Here is a 25,177-nt window from a genome sequence, read left to right as displayed (position 1 = left end):
TAATGGCTATTATTAAAGCGAGTACAGCAGCGTCCGTAGCTGAGTTAACTACGGACATGGATCAGCAGTCGCCTCAGCCAAAAGCAAAACCATTTAGCCATGAGCTGCTGACAACCTCAATACTGACAGTGCTTGGCACAGCAACTTTCGTTGGTATACATCATCGTTATCGTAAGCAGCATCGACCTGATGCTAGTTTACAAGATTATGTAAGCGGCATTTATACTCAGTTGAATGACTTACAGTCAGCCAGTCATACAAGGTCAACGCTCAGGCGTTTTTGCTATGCTTGCCAGCAGGCAGCGTCGACGTTGCAACAAGCGTACCGCTTGTCAATGATTGATAAACAGACCAGTAGCCATGATTTGGCGACTAATGATTTTAGTGTAATACATACTACTACCATGCTTACTCGCCCTGTATGTTGGGTTAGTGGTGTGGCTTCTATGCCAAAAGATATCTCATTGCTAGATGAGAATAATGAAAACGATTTTGGTGTGGTCGGTATCGATGCTGACAGAGAGATCGTATGGCAAACCACCATGCCTGAGCGCGTCCATGATACCGTCGTTCAACCTGTATTTAGCGATCAAGATAGTGCGGTCAACGATCATCTAAATAATCATCAAAGTCGTGACGTTGTGGTGATGGGTCGTCGACCGAGTGAAAAGTTTTGGGTACTTAATACTGCGACAGGACAAGTAAAATTTGCTATTAGTTCGGTAACCAATCGTCATTTTTATGGTCATGCTTGCTATAGCTTAGATGGCTCAAAGTTATATGTGACTGAAAATGATACGCTAAGTTTAGATGGCAAAATCGGTGTTTATGCCGCTGATAGCGCTTATCAAAAAATAGCAGAATTTAATTCGTATGGAATCGGTCCGCATGAGCTCATCATGCATCCAGATGGCAGGACTTTAGTGATTGCTAATGGTGGTATCAAAACTGAAAAAGCCTCACGAGAGGAGCTGAACCTTGATACCATGTACTCCTCACTGGTGTATCTAAACTGCCATGATGGGTCATTGCTTGAGCAGATTACTCCTGAACACAATCAGATGAGTATACGTCATTTGGCGATGCACGATGATGGGACGGTGATGATAGGCATTCAGTTTCAAGGTGAGAAGCATGTCAATGTGCCATTAGTATTGACGCACAAGCGCGGTGATATTGACTTTAAACCCCTTATTATGCCAAATAACCAATGGCAACGCTTCCACCAATATATCGCTAGTGTGGCTGTCGACAGTGAACGAAATTTACTATGTGTAACCACACCAATCGGTGGCTGTGCGGCAATATTTGATTTGACCGCTCGAGTATTAATCAACTCTGTCAGTTTACCAGATTGTGCAGGTGCTTCCGTTTATAGCCGTAATATATGCAGTGGTAACGATGTTGTTAAGGCTAATATAGAGCAACAATCCGGCTTTATCGTGAGTGATGGGCAAGGTCAATTAACCAGATTAAATATCAATGAGTTAACTCTATTAGACTCAGAACTAAACTCAGACACTATCGCCAAAAATGCCGCTATTGGTACAGATAGCAAACGCCATATGATGTCTTTTGATAATCATCTGCAAGCGCTGTGACCATGAATGTGACACCTGAATACCATAGCCCTTTATTGCAAAGCACTATTTACTGTTTGTCAGAGGCAGGCATTGAATTACAAATAATCAAAAAGCGGGTTAAAAATATTAATTTTCGCTTAAAGCCACATAAGCTAATGGTGTCTGTGCCATCGTTTATTAGCTCAGCACAAGTCGCACAGGCGGTAGCAAAACGTGTGCCATGGGCGATAGAAAACCACCCGCAAGTCTTAGAACAACATAAGCGTCAACAGTTTCCTTCAAAGGAATCTTCAACGGCTGACAGCACCTTGCTATTGTGGGGTATAAAACAGTCATTCACCTTAAACCACGATAAAAAAATTGCTTACTATCGGCAACATCTTTCTGAAGCAATGCCTGCATTATTTGCAAAGTGGCAACCGATTGTCGGTGCGACAGCCAATGAGATACGCCTAAAAAAAATGCATACGCGCTGGGGCAGCTGTAACACGCGTGCGCAACGAATTTGGTTATCTGTGTATCTGCCTGCTTATCCTATTGAATGCACCGAATACGTCATCGTCCATGAGCTGTGTCATTTACATTATGCCAATCATAGTGCTGCTTTCTGGCAAACGGTGGCAACAGCGATGCCTGACTATCAGCATTGGCACGATATGCTGGCAGGTAAAGGTGGTCAGCTTGATTAGAAATAATACTTAGGTGGTTTCAGTAATGTCGATAAGCCTGATATGATAAGATATAACGGTACCAATTGTTTCGTTTAAATAATAAATTTATCTACAGAGATGTCATATGGAAAACGTCAATCAAGCGCAGTTTTGGCAGCAGCGTTATGAGCAAGACAGTATTGGTTGGGATATGGGACAGGTGTCGCCGCCACTAAAAGCTTATATTGACCAGTTACCTGAAGCCGCTAAAAATCAGGCTGTTTTAGTGCCAGGAGCAGGTAATGCTTACGAGGTGGGCTATCTACATGAGCAAGGTTTTACCAATGTCACCTTGGTTGATTTTGCACCTGCGCCGATTGCAGCGTTTGCTGAGCGTTATCCTGACTTTCCAGCTAAGCATCTAATCTGTGTCGACTTTTTTGAGTTATCGGCTGATCAACATCAATTTGATTGGGTGCTTGAGCAGACGTTTTTTTGTGCGATAAATCCATCACGCCGTGACGAGTATGTGCAGCAGATGGCAGCATTATTGAAACCGAATGGTAAGCTCGTTGGATTGCTATTTGATAAAGATTTTGGGCGAGATGAGCCACCGTTTGGTGGTACAAAAGATGAATATCAGCAGCGTTTTGCGTCTCATTTTGACATTGACATTATGGAGCCGAGTTACAACTCACACTCAGCACGGCAAGGCAGTGAGCTTTTTATCGAGATGCATGTAAAAGACTGATTTCACGCTTGATATTGTCTCGAGCTTGTACTTCGAAGTGGTTATGATAATACACTGTCAAATAAAGTACTGGGTGTGCGAGTAATTTCTGCAAGACCGTAATACACCCAGTACGATAATCCTCGTTTGCTATATGGCGGTACTCTTGACGCACCGCTTGTGCATAGACCTGATATTCAGACCAAGGCGTACCCAAAATACTTAAATCCATATCTAAGAAATAAGCGGCATCACTGACGGTATCTTTATCTAGACATTCATGCAGCTCATGAGTGGCTGTCATCATAATCAGTGCGTAGATATGTTGGCATTGCTCAGCACTCAAAAACCTTACCAAGCTCAGTCTCTATTTGTGACAATCCGTCCATATTCAACCTTCGTTTGATGATTGTCTATCATTTAGAAATTGTTACTTATTTCTTATTGGCAGCGTCTTCAAATGCCTGTTTAAACACCTTACCAAGCAAATTGACATCATCAACACGGGCATAATTTAGACGTGTGACAAACGCAATATGACGATGAGGGCCTTTTTCTGCTAATGGTACGGCGACCGCATTTTGGTTTTGCAGATGCAGCTGGTCTAACGCCATTTCTGGCACTAACGTCGTACCCATATTAGCAAGTGCCATTTGAATAAGTGTGTTTAAGCTGGCATCTGAAAAGCTGGACTTCATCTGCGCGCGGTCAAAATGGCAGACAGATAGCGTTTGGTCAGTCAAGCAATGCCCCTCGCCAAGTAACATGAGATTTGCTGTTGCCAGCTCATCAGCGTTGATCGTTTTGAGCTTGGAATGTATATCATTTTTTGGAAAGACGGCAAAGAAGTCTTCGCTCCAAAACTCAAAACTATGTAAGCCATCGATTGCATAAGGTAGCGCGATAATAGCGGTATCAATATGTCCATAACGTACTTGCTCCAGTAAGCGCTCGGTTTGTTGCTCGACGATGGTCATACGAAATTCTGGATAGTGCTCACGCAGCGCAGGCAATACTTTTGGTAGCAGATAAGGCGCAATCGTCGGAATAATACCAACGGTCATAGGGTAGGCAAGCGGCGATTGATGGCTATGCGCGCGCGTGGTCAAGTCGTTGACTTCAGAAAACACCCGCTGCGCCCGCACTAAGATATCTTCACCGATAGGGGTGATCAAGACTTGTTTATTATTTCGCTCAAAAATCTGTGTATCAAGCTGTTTTTCCAACTCAGCGATACCCAAGCTCAGCGCTGATTGTGAGATATTACAATCTTCTGCTGCCCGTTTAAAATGACGGTGTTTGGCGACGGCTAAGGCGAACTCAAGTTGACGTAAAGTAATCATACAACCTCTCTATCAATGGGTTTTTAAGGCGATTTTATTTACTCATTTACATTATGTACACTATCTATTACTGCTGATACACAGCTAAAAAGCAGATAGACCAGTTTAACAAGTTTAATAAAACAAAACATCACATTAAAAACTTTTAACTGGATTAACCATAGAATTCGCGTATAGTTTGTCAGGTAGCCCCGATAATGTAAGGGTTAATAGATACAAATCTATAAATAAATTTCAATTAACAAAACTTTCATCAATCAAAAAAAGGAGCCACTCATGGCGTCTATTATCAATCAAGAAATCCCAGAATTTTCAGCAGATGCGTTTGTAAATGGTGAATTTAAAACCATCACCTCAGAAGATGTAAAAGGCAGCTGGGCAATTTTCCTGTTTTATCCAGCCGATTTTACCTTTGTTTGCCCAACTGAACTTGAAGACATGGCCGCTCATTACGACGAGCTTAAAAGTTTGAACGTAGAGGTGTACTCAGTATCAACGGATACACATTTCACCCATAAAGCATGGCATGATTCTTCAGAAGCAATCGGCAAAGTACAATACCCAATGATCGGTGATCCTACTGGTCGTATCACTCGTGGCTTTAACGTCATGATCGAAGAAGCTGGTCTAGCTGAGCGCGGTACATTTTTAGTAGATCCAGACGGCTTGATTCAAGTTGCTGAGATCCATGCTGGCGGTATTGGCCGTAGTGCAAAAGATATGCTACGTAAAGTAAAAGCGGCACAATATGTTCGTGAAAACGACGGCGAAGTTTGCCCAGCCGCTTGGGAAGCTGGTCAAGAGACTTTAAAACCAAGTCTTGATCTGGTCGGTAAAATCTAAGCAACCATTGCTTCGATAGGATGAAAGAAAGCAGTATCTGCTTATTCATCATACTAAATAAAGTATGAAAAAACCCCATTAACTTATGCTAATGGGGTCTTTTTTTGTCTAAATATTATCATTTTTCATAATAGCTAATGGTCTAAATAGCTGTTAGTTAGGCATGAGATCCTAATTTATTTTTATCAATTACTTTATAAATCTCATCTTTTAGATGCAGCTTTCGCCGTTTCATCTGCTCGATTTCCTCTTCACGGCTAGCGTGCATGACCAAATCTTTATCAAGCTGATTAATTTGCTGGTCTAGCTGGGTATGTTCATCAAAGATAGTTGCAAAGTGACTGTCTTTTTGCTTAAGCTCAGCAATAATATCTTTGTTATCTTGCCATGTATCTGTCTTTCTCATCTTGTCATCCTTGTTATGAAGCGCAAGCTTGTATAAGCATCCGCGCATGGTCTTAAGATTGTTTTGATGAATTACTATGATTATGAGACTTAGATTTTATGGAAACGAACCGTTATTTAATTGAATAACGATGAGGCTTCATGCCAGCGAATCTACTTTTAAAAAGTATGTTTAATAAACAGATTTATCGAATACTTATAAAAGTAAATCTGCCATAACACGCATAGAATTCTTCTATCCGCTTCACTCGATTGTAGCGAAAAAAATACTTAGATACTATAGTTAGTATTGATTATCATTTAGAAGTAATTTTGAAATTAAATAAAAATATTGATCTATGATAGGTTTTATAAAACATAAGGTTTGAGTTTATCCGCTTGCTCAATACTCTCAAACCTTTGATAATAGACGTATCAAAGATTATATGCCACGTATAAATAGCAGTATTGGCATATGACTTTTACTCATTTAAACGCGCAGTACTGATGCTGACGTTACATATTCGATAATAACAAGGAACAATTATGATAGACCAAAGCTTATTAGATGCAGTAAAGAGCTATAGTGTAAATATGACCCGCCCAATTAGCTTTATCTTAGGTAGTGGCGAGCATAGCAAGCGTGCTGAGTTGATTGATTTTTTGAGCAAAATCGCTGGTACGACAGATAAGATTAATTTTGATGCCACAGCAACGGATGACAGCTTACCAAGTCCAATTAGTTTTGCTGTGCGTAGTCACATCGATGGTGCTTTGACGGATACGGGTATTGTCTTTAGTGGTATTCCTGGTGGGCACGAGTTTACCTCGCTGATATTGGCAATTTTGCAAGCTGGTGGTCATACGTTGAAACTGGATGAAGGCATTCAAAAGCTGATCAAGCGTTTCAATAAGCCGCTACAATTTCAGACTTACGTATCGCTCTCTTGCCATAGCTGCCCAGAAGTTGTGCAAGCGCTGAATCAGTTTGCGTTACTGAACGATGACATCAGCAATGAGATGATCGATGGTGCGTTATTCCAAGAACAAGTAGAAGCGAACAACATCCAAGGTGTACCAGCGGTATTTTTAAATGGTAAGCCGTTTGCTAATGGTCTTATCGATACAGCAAAATTGATTGGCAAGTTGCAAGAGCAGTTCCCTGACTTATTATCAGAAACGGACGACGACGCTGAGCAGTTAGAGCAGCAAGATGTGACGATTATTGGTGCAGGTCCTGCGGGGGTTGCTGCAGCGATTTATACCGCTCGTAAAGGTTTAAAAGTCACCATAGTCGCTGACCGTATTGGCGGGCAAGTAAAAGATACGCAGGATATTGAAAACTTAATCTCAGTACCTTTAACGACAGGTGGCGAGCTGTCAGCGAACTTTGAGAAGCATTTGCGCGAATATAACATCACGCTTAAAGAGCATGTCAGTGTCAAAGAGATTAGTGAGACAGCTGATGAAAACTATCGCATTCATCTAAATACTGGTGAGACCTTTGAGACGCGCAGTATTATCTTGGCGACTGGTGCTCAGTGGCGTAAGCTTGGGGTCGCTGGCGAAGAAGAAAACATCGGTAAAGGCGTGGCTTTTTGTGCGCACTGTGATGGTCCATTCTTCAAAGGTAAAGATATTGCCGTCGTCGGTGGTGGTAACTCTGGTATCGAAGCGGCATTAGACCTTGCTGGTATCGTGAAGCATGTGACCGTCCTTGAGTTTGCTGATGATTTGAAAGCGGATCAGGTATTGATTAATAAAGCCAAAGAAAAGGCGAATATCGATATCATTACCAGTGCAGCGACCCAAGAAATTAAAGCGACTGATGGTAAAGTATCATCTATTGTCTATCAAGATCGCAATAGTAGCGAGAATAAAGAGCTTGATGTTGCAGGGGTGTTTGTACAGATTGGCTTGATACCCAATACTGGGTTCGTTAAAGGCTTCATCGATTTAAACCGCTTTGGTGAGATTGAAATTGATGAGCGCTGCCGTACAGATCGCAAAGGCATCTTTGCTTGTGGTGATGTTACGACTGTACCCTTTAAGCAGATTAATATTGCAATGGGCGAAGGTTCAAAAGCGGCATTGTCAGCGTTTGAATATTTGGTTATGCATTAAATTTAAAGAAATAGTAATTATGAAAAACCATCTCGAATAATTGGTTGAGATGGTTTTTTTATGCTTGTTACTCAGTTTTTATTCCTAATAAAAAAATAATAAGCAACGCAATCATATACACCAGCATGCCATATAGCGCGGCGGGTAGGGCAATGACTGGTAATGTACTGACGCCCATATGTTTATATGGGCTTCTTGGATTATTGCTTTAGATTATTGATTATGATATCAGTCGTCTAGCAAATCCATGCGCTTAGCCGCTTCATAGATGCCAGTTGAGCGATTGCCCGTACGGCAAAATATCAACATTGGTTGCTCGGCTTGATTAAAAAAGTCAGCAAATTCTTCAACGTGGTTCTGATTGAGCTCACTACCAGCAAAGGACACTTCTTTATAAGCCAGTCCTGCTTTTTCAGCGGCAGCAGCAATCTCAGCACTGGTTGGCTGGTTCGGTTCTTCACCATCTGGACGATTGTTAATAATGGTTTTAAAACCATTTTCTGCAATCATCGGTACTTGGTCAGGGGTGATTTGTCCGGTAATACTCAATTGATGGCTCATAAGAGCTCCTTTTATTTTTTATATTAAAATTAAATGGGTAGTACAAGAATACAAAGCCTAAGCGCAATCGATAATTTTCTAAAGATAAAATATGTAAGCTTTATTGCCTTTTTATATCAACGCCTATAGCAGCCCTTGCATCAATGCGCTTTGGTACAACAGTTTGGCACGTGCGCCCGTACCACAAAACATCAATATGGGTTTTGGCATCGTACGATAAAAAGTAGCAAACTGCTCCACAGTCGCCATACTCAAGCGCTCATCATCAAAGGGTAAATGCTGATAATTCAAATTGGCTTTCGCCGTTGCACTGCTAAAGTCACAGCTATTAGGCTGCGAATCAACCTCAGCGTCAGGACGAATATTGAGTACAGAGCGGTAGCCAAGCTCTGCAATTTTGATACATTGGCTTGGGTAAATTTGCTTATAAATGGTCAAGTCATCGGTCATAAATAATATCAATAAAGGTTATAAAAAAAGTAGAGGATATAATGAGTTCAAAAAAGCGCTACAGGCTAGTATTTATTCTTCACTAGCCCTAATAATTTAGCATAACACAGCTTTTGTCATATCTATATGTTATAGACAGCCAATAATTATTCTTAGCCTTATAAGTAGCGCAAAGGCCGTTAATGAGTGTCTTTTAAACCGTTAACTGCATCCATAGTGCTTAAATAAACGTGTCCCGATAAATCAGTAATCACTGGTGTATGTTCAATGATGTCCATGACAGGACCCTTAATAAAGCTAAAGCTCAACTGCTTATTTTGATTTAATAGCTCTTGGTTTAAGCTGATCAGCATCTCTTGTCCGGTAAAATCAATATGATTGACTGCCGACATGATAAGAATAATCTCGCTTGCCTCTGGGTATTGACGCGTAGCTTGTACCACGAGACGATGTACCGATTCGCTATTACCAAAAAACAAACTCTCATCAATACGCAGCATCAACAGATTATGAAAGGTCAGTACGTCATGACGATTAATATTACGAAAGTGCTCCGTACCGGCCAGTTGGCCCACAATGGCCACATGCGGTTTGCTTGATTGCCAAATGAGACTGGCAAATGACACCATCAGTCCAATCACGAGCCCCGTATTCAGCCCAAATATCAATACACCGGCGAAAGCGGCGATAAAGCTCGCGGCATCTAAGCGGTCACGGTGCCATGCCGATTTCAACGTCGCTATGTCAATAAGACCGATGATAGCTGCCATGATGGTTGCGCCCAAGATTGCATAGGGCAGCGGGGCAAGCAGATACCCAAATGCTATCAAGGCAGCTATCATAACTAACACTGTGACCAAGCTCGCTAAAGGCGTTTTGGCACCTGAATCGACATTGATAGCCGTACGCGAAAAGCCACCAGCGATAGGAAAGCTTTGAAAAAAACTACCGGCAACATTCGCCAGTCCAAGCCCTGTCAGCTCGCGATTGGCATCAAATAGCTCACCGCGCAAACGTGCATAAGTGCTAGCAACAGAGCTGCTTGATACAAATGCAATCAGCGCCATCAGTCCTGCAGTCGGTAATAAATTGAGCGCTTCATGAAAGTCTGGCAGATATGGCGCTGTAAAGCTTGGCAGTCCTTTCGGTACATTACCAATCGTTGCCACACCGCTTGTCGTCCAGTGTAAAACGATACTGAGCGCGATTGCAGCGGTCAGCAGTATAAGAGGAAACAGGCGCTCTGCCCATTTCGCATAAGAGGCGGATAACCAAGACTGCCAAACCCATTTTTTACCATAGCGATTAAGAAGCATGAGTGCAAAGGCGCTGATACCAATCAATAGCGTCAACAGATGCAGCTGATTGGCATACATCTGCATGCTCGATAAATAACCGATTAAGCCATCGCCTGAAATGGGTATGCCGGTTAAATATTTAAGCTGGCTTATAAAGATAAGTACAGCGGCACCACTAATAAACCCAGCAGAGACGCCACGGCTGATAAACTGCATAATCCAGCCCAATTGCAGCTTTCCTGCCAGCCACAAAATCGCACCCATCATCAGTGCTAGGAGGGCTGCCATCAAGACATACTGCTCAGCGCCCTTGTCTGCATAAGGGTGCAGCGCGCTTGCAGTCATAATAGCGGTCACAGCAGCAGGTCCGACGGCTTGTACACTACTAGAGCCGAGCCACGCATATACCGCCACAGGTACGATAGCCGCGTATAAGCCATAGACCGGAGGCAAGCCTGCCAAGACCGCATAACCCAAGCTTTGCGGAATCACGAGCACACCAACGACTATCCCTGCAATGATATCAGTTGACAGGGCAGACAGCTGGTATTGACGTAACCAAACAGGTATCAGTCGAGTGGCGATAGAGGGCATAGCAGTACGTCCTCACAATAAAAAATGTTCATTAACACCAGAGTTTAATCAACGAGATTTAGCCAATCATTTATGCCTTAGCAGGGGCACAAAAACGCTGATATAGCAGCTCTAGTACGGCTAATGCATCATCACTGGTGATTCTATAGTAAATTTGCTTGCCTTCACGGCGTGTCGTCACTAGCTTATCTTTACGCAAAATACCAAGCTGCTGCGATAAGCTTGGCTGCCCAACACCAACTAAGCTTTCAAGCTCGCTGACGCAATACTCTCCTTGAGTTAGCTGACAGAGGAGGAGCAAGCGATCAGGATGCGAGAGTGATTTAAGCAGTTGGCTGGCTTGCATCGATGCTTGCTGCATTTTTTCAGCCAGGTCTTTTGGTGCAAAGCCGTCATTGTTGTCACCATTGGTATCAAATGTGCTCAGTACTGAGGTAGAAGTGATCAGAGCGAGCTCCTTAGATAAGAGATAAAAATATAAATGGAAAAATTGTATATAACTGTATAGGGTCGATTATCAATTATATCGCCATTTATAGCAAGTTATCATTATTTACATTATATAAACTGATATATTATAGAATAATTGCTATATTGATGCTCATAGCCAATTAATAGACCTATTTTAAAGACGATAGATATTGTCCTATTATACGTAACAATTCATCGAAAATTGAAACATTCCTATAAAAATGGAGAGTAGCCATGCAAGTTCATTCATTCTTACATAGCGATACAGAAACCTATACCCATGTGCTCGCCGATGCTGAGCAGCAAGTATGCGCGATTATTGATCCTGTATTGGATTTTGATGGCAAGTCAGGACGTACGAGTACAACGAGCGTCAATGAAGTGATTGAGTTTGTCAAAGAGCATGGTTGGGAGCTCATCTATATCATCGAAACTCACGCTCATGCTGACCATGTATCGGCCGCTATTCATGTCAAAGAGACGCTTGGCGGGCAGTTAGTGATCGGTCAACACATCACTGAAGTACAAAAAATATTTAAGCAGATTTTTAACTTTGATACCAGTTTTCGCACCGATGCCGGTCAGTTTGATATTTTGACTGATGATGGCGATACGTTAGCACTAGGCGGCATTACTATTACTGCTATGTATGTCCCCGGTCATACGCGTGCTGATATGGCTTATCTTGCCACTGACGACGAAAAAACCGTGGTGTTTGTCGGTGATACTTTATTTGCCCCTGATGTGGGTACGGCGCGCTGTGACTTCCCAGGTGGGGATGCGAAAACTCTATACCAATCGATTACAAAATTGCTCGAATTGCCCGAAGATACGATGATGTATCTTTGTCATGACTATCCTAGTAAGGGTCGTAAACATTGTCCAACCACGACGGTCGCTGCGCAAAAATTAGGCAATATTCATGTAAAAGATGGTATCAATGAAGCAGAGTTTGTAGAGATGCGTGAGCGCCGTGATGCCAATCTTGAGATGCCAAGGCTTATTATTCCAGCAGTACAAGTCAATATCGATGCGGGTCATTTTCCGAAACCTGAGGATAATGGTACACGTTATCTAAAAGTACCTATCAATGTCCTTGGGGAATAAACACCGTATGAGCACAGTGTTATCTAATTCATGCATTTTTACGATGATTTCATATTTATGATAATTTAACGGAGTCTTATTATGAGTAAAAAAAATGCTCATGTAGTATGCCCACATTGCCAAGCAACGAATCGTGTACCAGATTCCAAACTCAGTGCTGCACCAAACTGCGGTAATTGTGCGAAGCTTTTACTGACTGCAACGCCGCATGAATTGAGTGCCCAAACGGTGAGTAAAGTTATTCAAAAAAATGAAGTGCTGACCATCGTAGACTTCTGGGCGAGCTGGTGTCAGCCTTGTATTATGATGGCACCAGAGTTCAAAACTGCGGCTGGTCAACTGCCGCATGTGGTCTTTGCTAAAATACAAACCGATAAATATGAGCAAGCAGCGGCACCTTATAATATTCGTAGCTTACCAACGATGGTAGCATTTAAAAATGGTAAAGAGATAGCGCGGCAGTCGGGAGCGCTACCAAGCCATCAAATCGTACAATGGGTACAAAGCTTAAAGCAGTTATGATTGAGGTACATGCTGTCTCATAAGTCTGACTTTGTTGCATCCAACAAAAAGCCAATACGCGATAGACGTATTGGCTTTTTTATTATGCTGGATGAATCAAAGCAGTTTTAGCCTACTCACCATAAATCTTGATGCCATTAGCAAAGCCACAGCGCTGAATACGTGCTGACTGGATAATCGCATCACGTTCGCCGTATAGACGCGATAACTTGGCATCACGAGCTTTATTATTTTTGCTTTGACCAACGCCAAAGCTGATGTTAGGGGAAATTCCCCAGCGTCCCGCAGATACCCCAACACCCACACCTGTCGATGATAAGGTTGATTGCTCGTTACGGGCAGCATTCACATAACTATTAACACGGACATACTCTTGATTTAATGCTTGGCAATCATAGCTTTGATAGGTGCTTGGCGGAATATACTGCGGCGTAATATTACCCGTAGAAGCACAGCCTGAGAGACCAAAAATGCCAGCGGTTGCTAGTAATGCTGTTACAGAAAAAGTTTTCATAGCGGCTCCAGTAGGCTAATATTGCGTTTTTATTTATGTAAGATAGCAAAAATAATCTCATTAAGATATTGAAAATACATAGAATATTTCGTCATCTTCATTGCAGGAGTATTTATGATTATCTAAGTAATTATCAGAATAAGTTACCCGGTTTGGTAAAGGCAAGTATCACAATACCCACATATGCTGCTCCAGCAATGAGGATACCGGTTTTTCTTTGGCTCGGTGTTGCAATATTATTAAAGGCTTTTATACTGGCGCTGATAGCAGCCACAAGCAAGATGATTTTGGCAAATACCCATTGTACAGGTGCATTGGCGCTCATCAATTGCATCAGCATACCAACACCCGAAAGAATCATAACAGCGTAGAGGATGTGCGACGATATCTTGACCATGCGTGGTGCTTGCTTATTTGCGCTTAATACCAGATAGCTTTGATATAAAAACAGCGCAATCAACAGCACCGCTATGAGCATATGTAAATGTTTCATTGAATACGGTTCCCTTTAAAATTATAGTGTTTATCGATAGCATTTGATTGTTTATTGCAAAAAATAAATATCATTTAGCCTTTATTTTGTCCGGCACATAACGGGCTATCAGGGTTTTGACCTTGCCACTCTGTCGGTGTATAGGCATGAATCGCTAAGGCATGGATTTGACCGCCTTTTGAGGTTAACAATGCATCTACTAGATGATAAACCATTTGGTGACGGGCAACCAAGCGCTTGCCTGTAAACGCTTCGCTGACCATAATAAGTTTAAAATGGCTCTCTTTACCGTCAAAGTAACCGGCATGATTCACTGATTCGTTAACGAGTTGCATATGCAGCGGGTGTAATTCTTGCAACTGCTGACTAAGTGCGTCGGCAATAGGGGTGCTACTGGTGGTAGAGGTAATGGTAGTCATAACAATCCTTTATTCTATTGAGCTTTATCATCGTTAGACAATATATCGTCACCATTATAGCAGACACCGATATCGAGTCTGCATGGTATTGATAGAATGCATTCTATGAGTGACAGGTATAAAAAAGCAGAGCGCCACATGATGATATGGGCTCTGCTTGTCATGACTTATGAGTGTCTACTTCAAAATTCTGCCTAAAAAGCACTATTAACGACGTGCTCTTTGATAGAGTGGCATTACTTTTGGCATCAATGACTGCAACTCAGCGATACGATTGCTACTAGAGGGGTGAGTGCTTAAGAATTGTGGTGGCTCGCCTTGGCTGGCGCGCTGCATTTTTTGCCACAAGGTAATAGCGGCTTGTGGGTTGTAGCCTGCACGTGCCATTAGTTCAAGACCGATTTGATCTGCCTCAGCTTCTTGGGTACGACTATGCGGACGGCTCAAACCTAGGTCACCAGCGACGTTTGCAATCTGAGCTTGTCCTTGTGACAGACCAAAAATACTGGCTGCGACACCGATACCAGTTTGAGTTGCATATTGACGCGATAGGCGCTCACGTGAATGCTCACGTAAGGCATGAGACATCTCATGACCCATAATCGCCGCGATTTCATCATCACTTAAGTTCAGACGATCGATAATGCCTGTGTAAAACATGATTTTACCACCTGGCAACACAAAAGCATTCAAGTCGTTAGATTTAATCGTATGTACTTCCCATGGCCATTTTGCCGCATCAGGACGATAGACGCCAACTTGATTGACCAAACGGCTAGAGATATTCTTCAAGCGATTTAGCTGAGCAGTGTTCGTATCTAGTACACCTTTTGATCTTGCGTCTTGTAGTGTTTTCGCATAGCTTTGGGCAGATAGTTGTAATACTTGCTCACTTGATACGAGTAGCAACTGCTGACGATCAACGCCAACCGCACCTGTGCTGGTCGTGCTAGTACAACCAGTTAAAGTTAATGCCGACAATGAAGCTGCCATGACCGTTGTGGTTAGTAGTTTTTTCATAAAAAACGTCCTCGCTATAGATGGGGATATAAAGTTAAATAAACGCAATATTGATACAGTAGAGATAAGGGAAGTTTATTATTAAAGTTCTATTTCCTGCTCCCAATCCACCAAAACAGTAGAATTTTACCTCAATTGTTCTTGTACATAAGTATAATAATGTTAACTGTTGAAAGCCAGTAGAGCAAAAGTAACAATACAAGGTAGGATTGTAAGTAAGATAAACCGTCAAGATACTGATAATTTTGTTCAATGATCAGTACAACAGGTTGAAGCTAGTAATAAGGGTAGCAACAAAAGAATTATTTATAAAAATATTTGTATTTTTAACTTAAAAAAATAAACTGTAAAATCAATTGTCTAAAGAAAATTCTACCTTGAAAGCAAGTGAAAGACAGTCGTAGTGATAAGAAATTTAAAAAAACCTGTTGACACGCTCAGAATATTTGCTAAAATAGCCAGCCTATCGAGACGTAGCTGTTAGCAATAACGCTATAGATTGATACTAAGCGGGAATAGCTCAGTGGTAGAGCATAACCTTGCCAAGGTTGGGGTCGAGAGTTCGAATCTCTTTTCCCGCTCCAAATATGGCTTGTAAGAGCACTAAAGCATCACTTCTTATAGTAAGAAGTGATGCTTTTTTTATGTCTAAAATTTGGGTTAGCAATCAGTTAGCAGCATCCACAGTGACAGTGACAGTGACAGTGACTAGAGTGGCATGATACTCAGTCAAATATTAATCATTACAAATTAAAAATAATATCGACTCTCATTATCTGATTTAGCTATGATTCACTAGCTCGCTTACGTCTCATTAAGCTATTTGCAACCCATGCAGGACCAATCAACAAGAATTGTAAATCTTCAAAAAAAGAAGGTTTTTTACCTTCAAGCTTATGACCGATAAACTGCCCAATCCATGCCACCACAAAGACCGCCGCCCAAACTTTAAAACCCCAAGGGAATAGAGATATTGCTGAAAGACAAATAAGAATAAAAATACCCATTGCCATAAATAGTGGCGTTGATAAGCGCATATAAAATAACAATACCAAGGCACTCATGATTAAGGTAAACCAAACGGATAGCGACATCCCCATCCCAAGCAGACTGACAAAAATAGCCGGAACACAGAGCCAATGGATTTTTTTATTGATAAGATTTTGATGACTGACTGAATACTCACTGAGCCATTGCTCAAGCGTGCGTTTGGACATTCGTTTTTTCTGAGTGATAGACATACCAACCTCCTTGTTAGTAAATGATTAATAGATAAATAAAGTTACTTACGACTACCAGTTGTAGCACTAATCTGAGTAATTCGCCATTTTATCTGTTAGACCGCCGAGTCAACTACTCTAATCTCAAATTCTTCCATATACTCAAACTGAAGTGCCACATTATTTTTCATATAAAATCGGCCTATTGGTCTTTATTTTCTGATGTGTATTGGTGTCTCGACCGATTCTTGCTCGCTGCGGTACCATTCATAGAGCCCGACAAACGAGTTTACTTGATAGACCATGGTCTGAATGGCAAAGATGTAATTGCCTGACATCAAGTTTACGGTCAACCAAACGAAGTTGGATAAAATCCATAACCACCAGTTAAATGAATAGCGCAGAATCATCGCTGCCTGAGCGGTAATAGACAGTACAAAGGCAATGACGTTAATCCAAAAGAAAGAGATAAGGCCCAAAAATTTACTGTTGTCGTCTTCAACGACCGCATAACCATAGCTTGCCAATAAATTATTTACCGTTGGGAATAAGGCAAGTCCAATCACCATGAAGCTAATGGTCAGTAGCCAAATCCATTTGCTCGCAGATTTGGGCACCATATCACCATCGGCATCAGTATGCTTTGACCAATAAAAAATACCATAGACGTGGGTAAAGAAATTGAACAAAGGCGCAAGCATCAGACCAACAGCGCCAGAGGTCGCTTGTACGACCACTTCACCGGCTGTGGCGCCCATACCAAAGCCATTGCCTAAGATGTTTTTACGAAAGGATAATGAAACCACGCATACCAGTCCGATAAAAGACACGCCTAAGTAAAACCAATCGAGCATGGTATGTTCGGTGGTCAGCCAAAACCCTGTAGATAAGGCAAGCACGCCGCAAACGAACCAGATGACAGTCCATTGTATGGCCCATTTCCCAGTGATATTGTCCAGAAGCTGAATACGCATGGCGTTATATTCCTAAAATAAATAATGGTGTCGGTGATGCTTTTTTAATTTGGGTTATCTTTTACGTCTTTTGACCATAAATACACTGGTCGATAAATAACAAGGCTTGCTGGTAGCGCGCCTCATAATCTGATTGATCAATCATGTGCGGCTTAATATCATGACGGGCGAAAATATCCAATAGACGCGCCTCAAAACGTCCACGTGCCTCAGGCGTACCCAAAGAGCGCATACCATCATCAATCCAAGGCACATTGTTATCGAGCATAATTGTATGGTCTAAGCGAAACTCATCGATACAAGCAGCCACAAAAGGATGGGTGCGACCCTCGTACTCTTCACAAAACGCTTGAGTCGTGACAAAATCGGTATCAATTATCGTCACTGGCGCCGTGGCTATGCTTGTTGCATCACGTATCGCTTGCGCATGGTGCAAGGCAATCGCTCCATAATCGCTATATTGTAGTCCAATTTCGGTGCCGCCCAAATCTGTACCGACATAAACCCGTCCCATCTCAAGAGCAAAGCTAGCACCATAATAATTGGCCAGCTTATGCACCAATGTCGTCTTACCTGAGCTTTCGCCGCCGACAATAGCAACCGTCTTAGTATAGTCACTGCGTGCTTGCGGATGTAATGCTGTCCAATATGCAACCGGATTTCGTGCAATGGCATAAGAGTCAAAGTCAGGCTGTAACGGTGTTGTGACCACCTGCATGATTAGCTGCTTACAAATATCAGACTGTGCTAACGGATGGTTCTCTGCGACAAATACTACAGTTTCAGTAGGCAAGTTTAACGCATCTATCAAATGTCGCAGCTTAGCGTTACTGGCAGTGATATCAATCGTCACATCTTCAAAGCTTTCATGTACTGGCAGCTCAATCTCATCAGTAGTATGAATATGGATAAAAGGTAAATCAGCACAAGCCATCTGTAACCAACGCGCTTTATCTTGCAACGTAATTTTAAAATCTGGATGCGGCGATGGATGCGTCATAATGACAAGATGTAAGTTTTTTGCTTGTCCTGCTGCATCCAATATACTGCGCATTTGCCCCAAATGTAGCGGCTCAAAATGTCCAATCATCAATCCTGACTCGTACATAGCTGTCCTTATTCATACTTACTGAGTGCAATTTATTTTTGGTTATCTAAAGTTTCTAGTAGTTATAATTATGGTATAAAGATTAGTGAGGACTTACCCGTAGATTATTGTAAATAGTGCGTATCTTACGGTGTATTTATCAATAAAATAATGATTTATCTGCTTATTACGTTTTCGTTTTCGTTTTCGTTTTCGTAAATTGTGATTTTCATAAATAAGCGATTATTTTTAAGATAGAATAATAAAGTCTAAGCATTTGGTTTCATTAAAGAATATAGCACATGTAACAAAGGTTGTAATATCCGGGAAACAAAGCCACCTTTGAAACAATTTGAAATAACTATTTAAAATCAGAGATTTACGGGTATCAATGAGAGGTTCTAGTAAGCTTAAGTAGCATAAATTCACAAAGCACGTCTACACAGTCAACAGATATAAGAAAAATAATTGCTATACTTATTCATAAGTTTAAAGACAAACGTAAAACGTCTTTATAATAAATCATAAAACAGTTCATAAGAGTAATACTAAGATAAATAATAAAAAGAGGTATTTGATTTGGCTAAGCTAGCAAAATTACATCGTTCACAGAATAACCGCATGATAGCGGGCGTGATGGGCGGCATTGCAGAATATGTCGGTTGGTCACCAACTTGGGTGAGATTACTGTTTTTTATTGTCTCAACTTTGAGTGCCGCAGTACCTGGTATTTTGATTTATATCATATTATGGATCATCATGCCGAAGGCAAATGCTCAGTCTTATCAGTAAAGGATTGATTTATAAGAGCAGTGGTAAAGTAAAATAGTTCAATAAGAAATTGCAATACCCCAAAAAACAAAAAGCCTGAACAATCAGGATGCCCAAGACATACCTTTCCTCCTGCCCAAATGCTCACGCATTTGGGTATTTTTTTGTTCATCGTACTGACTGTTTTTAGCCCTAGATTGTATTCATTCACTGCTTTAAAAATTTACTATCTCTGCCTGATATATAAATTTAGTTCAGGTAAATATAGATAAAATAGTCAATTTTTAGTAAGGTGAGCAGTCAAATAGACTCGTTGTCATATAGGCAATACGAGCGCTATCAATATTTTATTTCAAAATACTAATTCCACAGTGGCTTTATTACGAGGCCCCAAACTATGACAATCCAAACTATGACATCACAAGCGATAACCTCGATGACACAAGAAAAAGACTCTCAACCGATGACATTTCAAGATTTAATCATGACCTTGCAGAATTATTGGGCGGATAAGGGCTGCGTGATCTTACAGCCTTATGATATGGAAGTCGGCGCAGGTACGTTTCATACCGCAACATTTTTGCGCTCATTAGGTCCTGAGCGCTGGAACGCAGCCTATGTGCAGCCATCACGTCGCCCAACCGATGGTCGCTACGGTGACAATCCAAACCGCTTGCAACATTATTATCAGTTTCAAGTGGTGCTTAAGCCCAATCCGCCTAATATCCAAGAGCTGTATTTAGGCTCACTTGAGGCGATTGGTATTGATCCATTGGTACATGATATACGTTTTGTCGAAGACAACTGGGAATCGCCAACGCTAGGTGCATGGGGGCTTGGTTGGGAGATTTGGCTAAACGGTATGGAAGTCACACAGTTTACATACTTCCAGCAAGTAGGCGGTATTGAATGTTTCCCTGTGACTGGCGAGATTACTTATGGTCTTGAGCGCTTGGCAATGTATGTGCAAGGCGTCGATAGCGTATATGATTTGGTTTGGGCAGATGGTGAGTTTGGCCGTGTCACTTACGGTGATGTTTTCCATCAAAACGAAGTTGAACAATCAACTTATAACTTTGAACATGCCGATGTGCCAATGATGGGTCAGATGTTTGATTTTTATGAGCAGCAAGCCGATAAATTGGTTGCTGAAGGTTTGCCATTACCAGCCTATGAGATGGTACTAAAAGCCTCACATGCTTTTAACTTGCTCGATGCTCGTGGGGCGATTTCAGTGACCGAACGTCAGCGCTTTATCCTACGAGTACGTACGCTAGCACGGAAAGTGGCCTTTGGTTATGTCGAAGCACGCGCTAAGCTGGGCTTCCCGTTGGCGGATGAGGCGCATCGTCAAGCGGCGCTCGATAAGTATTTGCCAAAAGAAGACGCTGACATGGCAACTGAAGAATTAAACACAAACCAATCAACTAACAATAATAAATAGGAGCATCCCATGAGTACTATTCTATTTGAACTGGGGTGTGAAGAGCTGCCTCCAAAAAGTCTAAAACCTTTACGTGACGCATTACAAGAAAGTGTTACCGAGCAATTAGCAGACGCTAATATCAGCTTCGATAGTATCAAAGCCTTTGCAGCACCGCGTCGTTTAGCAATACAGATTCAAGGCATTAGCGATAAACAGCCGGATCGTACTGAGGAAAAACGTGGACCTGCGATTAAAGCGGCTTTTGATGCCGATGGTAATCCTACCCGTGCGGCGATGGGCTTTGCAAAAGGCTTGGGTATTGAAGCCAGCGAGTTGACCACTATCAATACCGATAAAGGTGATTACATCGGTTATGAGCAAACGATTCAGGGTCAAGCGACCACTGAGCTGTTGCCCGCCATTTTTCAAACCGCGCTTGATAATTTGCCGATTGCTAAACGTATGCGTTCAGGCGCAAGCCGCAATGAGTTCGTGCGTCCCGTACAGTGGGCAGTCTTGATGCAAGATGATGCTGTCATTGATGCCACTATTCAAGGTCATCAGACAGGGACACAAACTCGTGGTCATCGCTTCCATAGCCCTGATTACTATAACATTGCACACGCCAATGATTATGAGCCACTACTTGATGGTTTAAAAGTCGTGGCTGATTTTGATAAGCGTCAAATGCTGATTAAAAACCAAGTCAAGGCATTGGCAGATGAGGTTAGTTCTGACGCTATCGTGCCGCAGAGTTTATTAGATGAAGTCACCGCATTGGTTGATTTCCCCATTGCCCTGCGTGCAAGCTTTGAGGCGCGTTTTTTAAAAGTGCCGCAAGAAGCGCTTATCTCTACCATGCAAGCGGATCAAAAGTATTTTTGCTTAACCGATAAGGCTGGGAAGTTGCAGCCATATTTCATTTTTATCACTAATATTGAATCAAAAGATCCGAATCAGATTATTGAAGGTAATGAAAAAGTTGTGCGTCCACGTTTGGCTGATGCAGAGTTTTTCTTCTTACAAGATCAAAAGCAGCCGTTGTTTGCGCTGACAGAAAGCCTAAAAACCCGCGTGTTCCAAGACAAGCTAGGTACGATTTGGGAAAAATCTGAGCGCATTGCTAAGCTTGCAGCTTTTATTGCCGCTCTGATGCAACAACAAGGTAGTGAGATTAGTATCGATGAAACGGTACGTGCAGGCATTTTGTCCAAAGCGGATTTGGCAAGCTCATTGGTCGGTGAATATCCTGAATTACAAGGTATTGCAGGCACTTATTATGCGCGTTTGAATAATGAGCCAGAAGCAGTTGCGGCAAGTTTAGAAGAACAGTACCTACCTAAGTTTAGCGGTGACGTATTACCACAGACGCCAATAGGCATTTGCTTAGCGCTAGCGGATCGTTTGGATACGCTCGTCGGTATTTTTGCGATTGACCAAGCGCCGACAGGCTCAAAAGATCCGTTTAGCTTACGTCGCTCAGCCATTGGTATTTTGCGTATTTTGATTGAGAAGCAGCTACCGATTAACTTGGTAGCGCTGGTTGAGCAAGCCATCAAAGGCTATAGTACCGCGGAAGGTAGCAAGATTGCCAAGATGGGCGATACCTTTACTCAAGTGATGGCATTTTTGAACTCGCGCTATCGTGCGATGTATACGGAGCAGGGCGTTAGCGTCGATACGATTCAGGCAGTGCAAGCGATTAACCCGCATATGCCGCTGGATTTTGATCAACGTATTCGCGCCGTTCAAACCTTTAGCGACTTACCTCAAGCGTCGATGCTTGCTGATTCAAACAAGCGTGTTGCCAATATATTAGCCAAGTCACAAGTGAGCGTTGCTGACACGGTTGATGAAGTGTTGTTATCTGAGTCTGCTGAGCAAAATTTATATGCGAGTGTGAAGCAAGCACAAACAGTGGTACAACCATTAATTGAGCAGGCTGACTATACGCAAGTATTGCAAACCCTTGCTAGCTTAGATGAGCCGTTGACACAGTTTTTTGACAGTGTGATGGTCAACAGCGAAGATGCAGCACTCAAAAACAATCGCTTGGCATTGTTAAAGCAAGTTCGTGCGTTATTCTTGACCGTGGCTGATATCAGTGAGCTACAGCTGTAGTTCTACTCACATTTGATTGTGAATTTTGATGCAAAAAAACTGGCTCAATGTGGCCAGTTTTTTATATGACTATTCTGAATCGTTACGTTTATAATGTATTCAGCCATATTTGAAGGAGCGCTGCCGTGTTAGCTGTTATTATTATCATCATCATTATCTGGGTTTCGATGTGGGGATTTTATAAGTTCATGTACCCGCGTGCGCCCAAAAGCATGATGCCCAAAAAAGGCGATGTCATTACACCGCGTCAGTGTGACTTTTGTGGCAATAGCTTGGCTGAATATCGTGGCGTGCTTGAAAGCAGTGTCAGCGCTAAAACGATTGATGTCAGCGCGGATGCTGATGCCAATATGGCATCAGAGATTATGGATAAATCAGCATCTGGTGAGCTGTTCTTTTGCAATTATGAACACCAAGCAGATTTTCATGCTGGTAAGGTTTATCAGCCATAAGTCTAAAAACAGCATTATCTAATGATCATAAAAAAACGCTTAGTTTCATAAACTAAGCGTTTGATATATTTATAAGTATCAAGAACTGCATTGGCTTATAAAATAGAGTGGGCATCTTGAATAACTTTGTTTAGCAAAGCCATAGACTGCTTATCCTGTTGTCCGCGATCTTCTTCACCTCTTTCATGAGTTTGGATTTTTTCATATAAATTTAGGCAGCATAATACCAATAAGCTTTCTTGGCTAAGACTTGGTGCGTCCCTTTTTAAATTTAAAGCAAAGTCGTTGATGTAAGATACCGCTGAACGCAACTCTTCTTGTTCGTGTACTGGGCAGTAGACAGGATAAGTAATGCCAGCAATCGCAATATCGACTTTCTTGATTTGCGGCTCAGGTACGCTATTTACTTTAGCAATGGGGCTGCTTTGCGTATTTGCATTAGTTGATAAAGTTTTCTGTGCCTGATTATTTTTTACTTGGTTGGTTTCTACTTGAGCATTCTTTACTGGGCTGTTTTTCTGTTTTTCAGTGATTTTGTTATGGTTGTCGGTCATGATAAATCCTACAATGTCTGGTCAATAAAGTGGAAGAGGGATGCTGTCATCGTGAGCGTTTGTGAGCCTCATTAACGAAAATAGTGCTAACTTTTGACTATGAGACACTACTGGCTTTCTGTTTGATCAATACGGGTTAAGCGTTGTAATACCACTTGTGTACGCTCCGCTGCCAATTCATTCTTCTTTTTTAAGTCACTGTTTTGCTGTTTTATATCGCTATACTGCTGCTTTAATTCATTATTATGCTGTTTTAGGTCGTGGTTTTGTTGTGCTAGCAGCTCAATCTGCTTATGAAGTTTATCTTGCTCTTCACCGATCATATGGTGCGCTTCAGCCAAGCTTTGGTAGCGTTTATCAAGATCATTAAATTGTTTTTTGGCACCATCGCGTTCGGTATAGCTGCTATCTAACTTAGTTTTTAGGGCACTCAGTTCTTTCGGGTCAGTTAATGGTTGTTGCTTGAGACTGCTAAGTTCAGCACTGACAAGCTGATACTGTTTTTTGATGTCGAGTATCATTTTTTCTAATATTCTAAGTTGGTCATACATAGTCAGTTTTTATCCTTAACAAATAAGCGTAAATGAATGTTGTTGCCTGCGTTTAATAATGCCATAGGTGACCGCATAATATCTATACCAACAAAGTAATTACCAGCGTTGGGCTTGATCTCTTTATTTTTTATGAGTCACTGCCTCATCGATAACATTGTACTGATTTTATTTTATAAGCAATCATTAACCATCAATTATTAGGACATCTATTATGAATGACAATATCTCTGGCTGGAATACATGGTTAAAGGCTTTTGACGACTGGACTGATGTGTCTATCAGTGAGGTACATGGTCTAATGACTGGGCTGATGACTGCTTGTGACGCGCCTGATGAACAGGTATGGGCCAAGGTATTTGAAGAACTGAGTTTTGCGCCATTACCTGACGAAGCGTTGAGCTTGCTGACTGAAGAAGCCGAAGACACCGTATTTCAGCTAAAAGACAAGGATGATGCTTATTCCTATACGCCGCTTGTGCCAGATGATGAACATGACCTATACGAGCGCGTAATGGCATTGAAACAGTGGGCAAATGGTTTTATGACAGGTTTTGGTATCACTGATTGTCGTCTGAGCAGTGAAGAAAATGAGATGCTTACCGATTTGGCAAAAATTGGTGGCATTCGTTTAGAAGACGATGAAGATTTTGAAGGCGGCGAAGAGTCATATTTGTACATTTATGAATTTGCCCGTATGGTACCAGTGAGCTTTGCCACTCGTCAGCGTAAGCCTGTGAAAGACATTGCGTTGATTGCGGGACTGGCTATGGATGCCAAAACCACTAAAGAGTTACAATCAGAAGGTAGGGCTTCTAATACTAAGCCAAAACCTATGCCACCTGTCATTGATGTGATGAATCAGAATCATCCATCGTAAGTCAGATCTGTCATAAAGGGTTTGAAGATATGGGG

General features: G+C 41.8%; 28 protein-coding genes and 1 tRNA gene. 13 read left to right on the top strand and 16 right to left on the bottom strand.

Features of this window, described 5'->3' with window-relative positions; genetic code table 11:
- Positions 1-2: 2 nt before the first annotated feature.
- The 3 genes from AC0J5Y_RS10375 (at position 3) to AC0J5Y_RS10365 (ending at position 2,984) form a co-directional block, all read left to right on the top strand.
- Entirely contained in the window at positions 3-1,601 is a 1,599-nt protein-coding gene (locus AC0J5Y_RS10375) for a DUF1513 domain-containing protein (protein WP_475130611.1), read from the top strand.
- Between the two features lie 2 nt (positions 1,602-1,603).
- The gene (locus AC0J5Y_RS10370; RefSeq protein ID WP_475130610.1) at positions 1,604-2,272 is read left to right on the top strand and encodes a M48 family metallopeptidase; all 669 of its coding nucleotides are present in this window, start codon (positions 1,604-1,606) and stop codon (positions 2,270-2,272) included.
- 106 nt (positions 2,273-2,378) lie between these two features.
- On the top strand, positions 2,379-2,984 hold the full coding sequence (locus AC0J5Y_RS10365) for a methyltransferase (RefSeq protein WP_475130609.1): 606 nt from the start codon (positions 2,379-2,381) through the stop codon (positions 2,982-2,984).
- Here AC0J5Y_RS10365 and AC0J5Y_RS10360 read toward each other — a convergent pair.
- Both AC0J5Y_RS10360 and AC0J5Y_RS10355 read right to left on the bottom strand, forming a co-directional pair.
- Positions 2,959-3,309, bottom strand: coding sequence for an HD domain-containing protein (locus tag AC0J5Y_RS10360; RefSeq protein WP_475130608.1), 351 nt, complete (start codon positions 3,307-3,309; stop codon positions 2,959-2,961). The two genes, AC0J5Y_RS10365 and AC0J5Y_RS10360, sit on opposite strands and share 26 nt — an antisense overlap.
- 88 nt (positions 3,310-3,397) lie before the next feature.
- Positions 3,398-4,306, bottom strand: coding sequence for a hydrogen peroxide-inducible genes activator (locus tag AC0J5Y_RS10355; RefSeq protein ID WP_475130607.1), 909 nt, complete (start codon positions 4,304-4,306; stop codon positions 3,398-3,400).
- 276 nt (positions 4,307-4,582) lie between these two features.
- Between AC0J5Y_RS10355 and ahpC the strand changes: the two genes are divergently transcribed.
- Entirely contained in the window at positions 4,583-5,149 is a 567-nt protein-coding gene (gene ahpC, locus AC0J5Y_RS10350) for an alkyl hydroperoxide reductase subunit C (protein WP_475130606.1), read from the top strand.
- 157 nt (positions 5,150-5,306) lie between these two features.
- Here the strand turns inward: ahpC and AC0J5Y_RS10345 are convergent, their stop codons facing one another.
- On the bottom strand, positions 5,307-5,555 hold the full coding sequence (locus tag AC0J5Y_RS10345) for an HP1242/YdcH family protein (RefSeq protein WP_475130605.1): 249 nt from the start codon (positions 5,553-5,555) through the stop codon (positions 5,307-5,309).
- Between the two features lie 524 nt (positions 5,556-6,079).
- On the opposite strand from AC0J5Y_RS10345, the gene ahpF reads away from it, so the two are divergent.
- Complete coding sequence (gene ahpF, locus AC0J5Y_RS10340) at positions 6,080-7,657, top strand: alkyl hydroperoxide reductase subunit F (RefSeq protein WP_475130603.1); 1,578 nt, start codon at positions 6,080-6,082, stop codon at positions 7,655-7,657.
- Between the two features lie 228 nt (positions 7,658-7,885).
- On the opposite strand, the gene AC0J5Y_RS10335 is transcribed toward ahpF, so the two are convergent.
- The 4 genes from AC0J5Y_RS10335 to AC0J5Y_RS10320 all read right to left on the bottom strand — a co-directional run bounded on the left by AC0J5Y_RS10335 (position 7,886) and on the right by AC0J5Y_RS10320 (position 10,921).
- Positions 7,886-8,218 carry a protein tyrosine phosphatase family protein gene (locus AC0J5Y_RS10335; RefSeq protein ID WP_475130602.1) on the bottom strand — a complete coding sequence of 111 codons (333 nt, stop codon included), beginning with the start codon at positions 8,216-8,218 and terminating at the stop codon, positions 7,886-7,888.
- A 123-nt stretch (positions 8,219-8,341) separates the two neighbouring features.
- Positions 8,342-8,668, bottom strand: coding sequence for a protein tyrosine phosphatase family protein (locus AC0J5Y_RS10330; RefSeq protein ID WP_475130601.1), 327 nt, complete (start codon positions 8,666-8,668; stop codon positions 8,342-8,344).
- A 179-nt stretch (positions 8,669-8,847) separates the two neighbouring features.
- Complete coding sequence (locus AC0J5Y_RS10325; RefSeq protein ID WP_475130600.1) at positions 8,848-10,560, bottom strand: SulP family inorganic anion transporter; 1,713 nt, start codon at positions 10,558-10,560, stop codon at positions 8,848-8,850.
- 70 nt (positions 10,561-10,630) lie between these two features.
- Complete coding sequence (locus AC0J5Y_RS10320) at positions 10,631-10,921, bottom strand: ArsR/SmtB family transcription factor (protein ID WP_475130599.1); 291 nt, start codon at positions 10,919-10,921, stop codon at positions 10,631-10,633.
- A gap of 344 nt (positions 10,922-11,265) precedes the next feature.
- Between AC0J5Y_RS10320 and AC0J5Y_RS10315 the strand changes: the two genes are divergently transcribed.
- Together AC0J5Y_RS10315 and trxA are read left to right on the top strand one after the other, a co-directional pair.
- Positions 11,266-12,138, top strand: coding sequence for an MBL fold metallo-hydrolase (locus AC0J5Y_RS10315; protein ID WP_475130598.1), 873 nt, complete (start codon positions 11,266-11,268; stop codon positions 12,136-12,138).
- An 81-nt stretch (positions 12,139-12,219) separates the two neighbouring features.
- Positions 12,220-12,660, top strand: coding sequence for a thioredoxin (trxA, locus tag AC0J5Y_RS10310; protein WP_475130597.1), 441 nt, complete (start codon positions 12,220-12,222; stop codon positions 12,658-12,660).
- Between the two features lie 112 nt (positions 12,661-12,772).
- Here trxA and AC0J5Y_RS10305 read toward each other — a convergent pair whose 3' ends face one another.
- The 4 genes from AC0J5Y_RS10305 to AC0J5Y_RS10290 all read right to left on the bottom strand — a co-directional run bounded on the left by AC0J5Y_RS10305 (position 12,773) and on the right by AC0J5Y_RS10290 (position 15,106).
- Positions 12,773-13,174: a hypothetical protein gene (locus AC0J5Y_RS10305; protein WP_475130596.1), complete on the bottom strand. Its 402-nt coding sequence runs from the start codon at positions 13,172-13,174 to the stop codon at positions 12,773-12,775.
- Positions 13,175-13,307: 133 nt separating this feature from the next.
- Positions 13,308-13,667 carry a SirB2 family protein gene (locus tag AC0J5Y_RS10300; protein ID WP_475130595.1) on the bottom strand — a complete coding sequence of 120 codons (360 nt, stop codon included), beginning with the start codon at positions 13,665-13,667 and terminating at the stop codon, positions 13,308-13,310.
- Between the two features lie 74 nt (positions 13,668-13,741).
- Entirely contained in the window at positions 13,742-14,086 is a 345-nt protein-coding gene (locus AC0J5Y_RS10295) for a BolA family protein (RefSeq protein WP_475130594.1), read from the bottom strand.
- A gap of 207 nt (positions 14,087-14,293) precedes the next feature.
- The gene (locus AC0J5Y_RS10290) at positions 14,294-15,106 is read right to left on the bottom strand and encodes a M48 family metallopeptidase (RefSeq protein WP_475130593.1); all 813 of its coding nucleotides are present in this window, start codon (positions 15,104-15,106) and stop codon (positions 14,294-14,296) included.
- Positions 15,107-15,615: 509 nt separating this feature from the next.
- On the opposite strand from AC0J5Y_RS10290, the gene AC0J5Y_RS10285 reads away from it, so the two are divergent.
- Positions 15,616-15,690: transfer RNA gene (locus AC0J5Y_RS10285), tRNA-Gly, on the top strand.
- Positions 15,691-15,891: 201 nt separating this feature from the next.
- On the opposite strand, the gene AC0J5Y_RS10280 is transcribed toward AC0J5Y_RS10285, so the two are convergent.
- The 3 genes from AC0J5Y_RS10280 to nadR form a co-directional block, all read right to left on the bottom strand.
- Positions 15,892-16,347, bottom strand: coding sequence for an Mpo1 family 2-hydroxy fatty acid dioxygenase (locus AC0J5Y_RS10280; RefSeq protein ID WP_475130592.1), 456 nt, complete (start codon positions 16,345-16,347; stop codon positions 15,892-15,894).
- Between the two features lie 191 nt (positions 16,348-16,538).
- Positions 16,539-17,300 carry a nicotinamide riboside transporter PnuC gene (gene pnuC, locus AC0J5Y_RS10275; protein ID WP_475130591.1) on the bottom strand — a complete coding sequence of 254 codons (762 nt, stop codon included), beginning with the start codon at positions 17,298-17,300 and terminating at the stop codon, positions 16,539-16,541.
- A gap of 61 nt (positions 17,301-17,361) precedes the next feature.
- The gene (gene nadR / locus AC0J5Y_RS10270) at positions 17,362-18,408 is read right to left on the bottom strand and encodes a multifunctional transcriptional regulator/nicotinamide-nucleotide adenylyltransferase/ribosylnicotinamide kinase NadR (protein ID WP_475130590.1); all 1,047 of its coding nucleotides are present in this window, start codon (positions 18,406-18,408) and stop codon (positions 17,362-17,364) included.
- Positions 18,409-18,966: 558 nt separating this feature from the next.
- Here nadR and AC0J5Y_RS10265 point away from each other — a divergent pair.
- From AC0J5Y_RS10265 to AC0J5Y_RS10250, 4 genes are all read left to right on the top strand, one after another.
- Positions 18,967-19,179 (top strand): PspC domain-containing protein, encoded by a 213-nt coding sequence (locus AC0J5Y_RS10265; protein ID WP_475130589.1) that lies wholly within the window; start codon positions 18,967-18,969, stop codon positions 19,177-19,179.
- A 442-nt stretch (positions 19,180-19,621) separates the two neighbouring features.
- Positions 19,622-20,602 carry a glycine--tRNA ligase subunit alpha gene (gene glyQ / locus AC0J5Y_RS10260; protein WP_475132158.1) on the top strand — a complete coding sequence of 327 codons (981 nt, stop codon included), beginning with the start codon at positions 19,622-19,624 and terminating at the stop codon, positions 20,600-20,602.
- Between the two features lie 9 nt (positions 20,603-20,611).
- Positions 20,612-22,705: a glycine--tRNA ligase subunit beta gene (gene glyS, locus AC0J5Y_RS10255; protein ID WP_475130588.1), complete on the top strand. Its 2,094-nt coding sequence runs from the start codon at positions 20,612-20,614 to the stop codon at positions 22,703-22,705.
- 125 nt (positions 22,706-22,830) lie between these two features.
- Positions 22,831-23,157, top strand: a complete 327-nt coding sequence (locus AC0J5Y_RS10250) for a hypothetical protein (protein ID WP_475130587.1) — start codon at positions 22,831-22,833, stop codon at positions 23,155-23,157.
- Positions 23,158-23,252: 95 nt separating this feature from the next.
- Here AC0J5Y_RS10250 and AC0J5Y_RS10245 read toward each other — a convergent pair whose 3' ends face one another.
- On the bottom strand, positions 23,253-23,711 hold the full coding sequence (locus tag AC0J5Y_RS10245; protein ID WP_475130586.1) for a cell division protein ZapA: 459 nt from the start codon (positions 23,709-23,711) through the stop codon (positions 23,253-23,255).
- 107 nt (positions 23,712-23,818) lie between these two features.
- Complete coding sequence (locus tag AC0J5Y_RS10240; RefSeq protein WP_011514369.1) at positions 23,819-24,262, bottom strand: hypothetical protein; 444 nt, start codon at positions 24,260-24,262, stop codon at positions 23,819-23,821.
- A 214-nt stretch (positions 24,263-24,476) separates the two neighbouring features.
- Between AC0J5Y_RS10240 and AC0J5Y_RS10235 the strand changes: the two genes are divergently transcribed.
- A complete protein-coding gene (locus AC0J5Y_RS10235) occupies positions 24,477-25,142 on the top strand; it encodes a UPF0149 family protein (RefSeq protein WP_475130585.1) in 666 nt (221 codons plus the stop codon).
- The last annotated feature ends 35 nt before the right edge of the window (positions 25,143-25,177 follow it).

The organism is Psychrobacter sp. TS_SC_6 (genome assembly GCF_056156305.1).
Note: the sequence above shows the minus strand (reverse complement) of the source record. Positions and strands in the feature narration are given on the sequence as shown.

Bases quoted from the DNA above. Each gene is read 5' to 3' on its own strand.
- AC0J5Y_RS10375 (WP_475130611.1), top strand. From the start codon at position 3: ATGGCTATTATTAAAGCGAGTACAGCAGCGTCCGTAGCTGAGTTAACT.
- AC0J5Y_RS10370 (WP_475130610.1), top strand. From the start codon at position 1,604: ATGAATGTGACACCTGAATACCATAGCCCTTTATTGCAAAGCACTATT.
- AC0J5Y_RS10365 (WP_475130609.1), top strand. From the start codon at position 2,379: ATGGAAAACGTCAATCAAGCGCAGTTTTGGCAGCAGCGTTATGAGCAA.
- AC0J5Y_RS10355 (WP_475130607.1), bottom strand. From the start codon at position 4,306: ATGATTACTTTACGTCAACTTGAGTTCGCCTTAGCCGTCGCCAAACAC.
- ahpC (WP_475130606.1), top strand. From the start codon at position 4,583: ATGGCGTCTATTATCAATCAAGAAATCCCAGAATTTTCAGCAGATGCG.
- AC0J5Y_RS10345 (WP_475130605.1), bottom strand. From the start codon at position 5,555: ATGAGAAAGACAGATACATGGCAAGATAACAAAGATATTATTGCTGAG.
- ahpF (WP_475130603.1), top strand. From the start codon at position 6,080: ATGATAGACCAAAGCTTATTAGATGCAGTAAAGAGCTATAGTGTAAAT.
- AC0J5Y_RS10335 (WP_475130602.1), bottom strand. From the start codon at position 8,218: ATGAGCCATCAATTGAGTATTACCGGACAAATCACCCCTGACCAAGTA.
- AC0J5Y_RS10330 (WP_475130601.1), bottom strand. From the start codon at position 8,668: ATGACCGATGACTTGACCATTTATAAGCAAATTTACCCAAGCCAATGT.
- AC0J5Y_RS10325 (WP_475130600.1), bottom strand. From the start codon at position 10,560: ATGCCCTCTATCGCCACTCGACTGATACCTGTTTGGTTACGTCAATAC.
- AC0J5Y_RS10320 (WP_475130599.1), bottom strand. From the start codon at position 10,921: ATGCAGCAAGCATCGATGCAAGCCAGCCAACTGCTTAAATCACTCTCG.
- AC0J5Y_RS10315 (WP_475130598.1), top strand. From the start codon at position 11,266: ATGCAAGTTCATTCATTCTTACATAGCGATACAGAAACCTATACCCAT.
- trxA (WP_475130597.1), top strand. From the start codon at position 12,220: ATGAGTAAAAAAAATGCTCATGTAGTATGCCCACATTGCCAAGCAACG.
- AC0J5Y_RS10305 (WP_475130596.1), bottom strand. From the start codon at position 13,174: ATGAAAACTTTTTCTGTAACAGCATTACTAGCAACCGCTGGCATTTTT.
- AC0J5Y_RS10300 (WP_475130595.1), bottom strand. From the start codon at position 13,667: ATGAAACATTTACATATGCTCATAGCGGTGCTGTTGATTGCGCTGTTT.
- AC0J5Y_RS10295 (WP_475130594.1), bottom strand. From the start codon at position 14,086: ATGACTACCATTACCTCTACCACCAGTAGCACCCCTATTGCCGACGCA.
- AC0J5Y_RS10290 (WP_475130593.1), bottom strand. From the start codon at position 15,106: ATGAAAAAACTACTAACCACAACGGTCATGGCAGCTTCATTGTCGGCA.
- AC0J5Y_RS10280 (WP_475130592.1), bottom strand. From the start codon at position 16,347: ATGTCTATCACTCAGAAAAAACGAATGTCCAAACGCACGCTTGAGCAA.
- pnuC (WP_475130591.1), bottom strand. From the start codon at position 17,300: ATGCGTATTCAGCTTCTGGACAATATCACTGGGAAATGGGCCATACAA.
- nadR (WP_475130590.1), bottom strand. From the start codon at position 18,408: ATGTACGAGTCAGGATTGATGATTGGACATTTTGAGCCGCTACATTTG.
- glyQ (WP_475132158.1), top strand. From the start codon at position 19,622: ATGACATTTCAAGATTTAATCATGACCTTGCAGAATTATTGGGCGGAT.
- glyS (WP_475130588.1), top strand. From the start codon at position 20,612: ATGAGTACTATTCTATTTGAACTGGGGTGTGAAGAGCTGCCTCCAAAA.
- AC0J5Y_RS10245 (WP_475130586.1), bottom strand. From the start codon at position 23,711: ATGACCGACAACCATAACAAAATCACTGAAAAACAGAAAAACAGCCCA.
- AC0J5Y_RS10240 (WP_011514369.1), bottom strand. From the start codon at position 24,262: ATGTATGACCAACTTAGAATATTAGAAAAAATGATACTCGACATCAAA.
- AC0J5Y_RS10235 (WP_475130585.1), top strand. From the start codon at position 24,477: ATGAATGACAATATCTCTGGCTGGAATACATGGTTAAAGGCTTTTGAC.